Origin of the sequence: Spirulina sp. 06S082, from assembly GCF_034932145.1 — a bacterium.
In the GTDB taxonomy this organism is placed as follows: Bacteria; Cyanobacteriota; Cyanobacteriia; order Cyanobacteriales; family Spirulinaceae; genus CCY15215.
Map to the genome: position 1 here is coordinate 1 of NZ_JAYGHV010000476.1, position 2,025 is coordinate 2,025.

At 44.0% G+C, this 2,025-nt stretch carries 3 protein-coding genes; all 3 read right to left on the minus strand.

The genetic code is table 11. The annotated features are described in order from the left end of the window. Nucleotides 1–160 precede the first annotated feature (160 nt). The 3 genes from VB714_RS27130 to VB714_RS27140 all read right to left on the minus strand — a co-directional run bounded on the left by VB714_RS27130 (nt 161) and on the right by VB714_RS27140 (nt 1,867). The gene (locus VB714_RS27130) at nt 161–895 is read right to left on the minus strand and encodes a Ycf66 family protein (protein ID WP_323228449.1); all 735 of its coding nucleotides are present in this window, start codon (nt 893–895) and stop codon (nt 161–163) included. Nucleotides 896–1,132: 237 nt separating this feature from the next. Continuing rightward, nucleotides 1,133–1,249 (minus strand): photosystem I reaction center subunit VIII, encoded by a 117-nt coding sequence (locus VB714_RS27135; RefSeq protein ID WP_204104772.1) that lies wholly within the window; start codon nt 1,247–1,249, stop codon nt 1,133–1,135. A 123-nt stretch (nt 1,250–1,372) separates the two neighbouring features. Next, nucleotides 1,373–1,867, minus strand: coding sequence for a photosystem I reaction center subunit XI (locus tag VB714_RS27140; protein ID WP_323228450.1), 495 nt, complete (start codon nt 1,865–1,867; stop codon nt 1,373–1,375). Nucleotides 1,868–2,025 lie beyond the last annotated feature (158 nt).

Sequence of the window (2,025 nt, forward strand, 5' to 3'; positions counted from 1 at the left end):
ATAATACTGCGCTTAAGTCCATTTTTACTGATAATCTTAATTTTCATAATTTGTACAAAAAAGCGCGATCGCACTTTTTCATCTTGAAATTTTTACCGATTTATGCCGTTAAATTTGCTTCCGAAACCATATTTTCAAAGGATTGCGTCATTTCTTCTTCTCAATTATCCACTGGGCGATCGAGGTTGGTTAAGTCCTCCAAATTAGTCACGATCGCCGGTTCGGGAACTTCCGATTTATCCTCCAGTATTGGTGTTTCGTCTTCCCAAAAATCATCAATTGTGCTAGGGCTTTCCATAGATGGTTTGGGTTGAACGACCTCTTTTTGTGCCGGCTTTTGTCCGATCTCTTGTTCTCCTGAAAATTCCGCAACAGGGTTCGGGGAATTCATTTTTGGCGGTTTTGAGGAGGTTTCCACCACAGCAGATTTGATCTCAGAAGAGGTTTTCATGGGTTCCGAGTCCAAATTTGCCGGAGGTTCGGAAGGTGGTGTTTCTAGGACGGCTTCTCCCACATCTTCAACTTTGACAGCTTTAACAGGGGAAGAAGTTGTTCTCAATTGGTTCAATATTTGGCTGAGGGGTGTAAACCAAGTGCTTAACTTGTCTCGAACTTGCGGGGAAACTTCCGTTTGCTGTCCGCTAGGGGTTTTCTCCCGGCGCAATTCGAGGAGTTGCCACCCCAAACCCATTAAAAGCGTTACTCCCGCCATTTGACCCAATAAAACCCCTCCCGTGATGCGTCCGGCACAAATCCACAAAACTAAAGCATAAAAGAGTCCTACACCACTCCAGATGAAGTCGTTGCGGCGATAGACTTCGGGATAGAAGAAAGCTGCCATATAAAGGGCAAAGCTACCCAAACCGACTGCTATTGCTAGGATGTGTGCCAGCATTCTTGAAACTCCTCTTTGGGTTTGTTAGAGAAAATACTCAATGATTTTTAATTTAACAGAATGTTGCTCGTACCGATTTTATAAAATACTGCAAATACTTTAGCGGCATGAGCGGTATTAATAAAGAAGATACAATTTTGCCTAATCCTCAAAATCGAATCTTGGTGGATTAGGCAAAATAGGTGATTTACAGTTATCAGTAATCAGTGATTCGATCGCCGATCGCTGTTACCGAATCTAAGCATCGCTTTCAACGTGCATGAAGAAAAGTCCCATCATCACTGCAGCAAGGACAGGCATCAGAGGAACGAGAATAATGGGCAAGAATGAAGCCGCGTAACTACCTGTAACCATTTCAGATTCTCCTTGTCTAAAGTAAGGTAAATTATTGGTTTTTCACTGATTGCTTTCACAACAAGTGAAACAATTAATTAATGAGAACAAAAGAATATTTTGCCTCAAAGTGAGATGTGGGAACTAGCCTACAGACCAGATTTTACCGACAACATCCTGTAAGGGGGCAAGATGGGGAGTTAAGCAGAGAACATAGGCAAAAAGCGCACCACCACAGCCACCGAGTAAGAAGCCACTGGCGAAATCGCTCCATCCTTCTTTCGTACTTAAGTCTTTAGGAGGATTGGGAGTGGTTACAGTTGCGATGGGTGCACCCGATTCAATCCCACCATAGAGAGAGAGGGCAACAGTGAGGATCATCACCATGCCAACGGCGGCCATGACTCCCGCAAGGGTTGCGAGTTCGGTATTCCGCAGGGGTCCAAGCAAGGCAAAGGGTCCGTACAGAAAATAACCGTGAGCCATACCGACTTCCAAGCCCCGACGATTAGCGGATAGTCCCTGACGGTAAGCCGGAAGGCTATTAATAAAGGCTTTTGAAAAACCGGAAGAATTCAAAGGAGTAGCGAGATTGCCCACTTGGGGATCGCCACCATCTGTAATTGCATCAAATGTCATCAGAAAAATTGGGTAGAAACCCCGTCCTTATAGGACGGCTTTATATTAGTTTCGCTACCGCCTTGGAATTGTTTAATTAGGGTGCTTTTGTATTGCACTTTTAACAGGACAATTACTGTATCTAATTAAACAACCCTGTACGCATAGCGGTTTTGCTC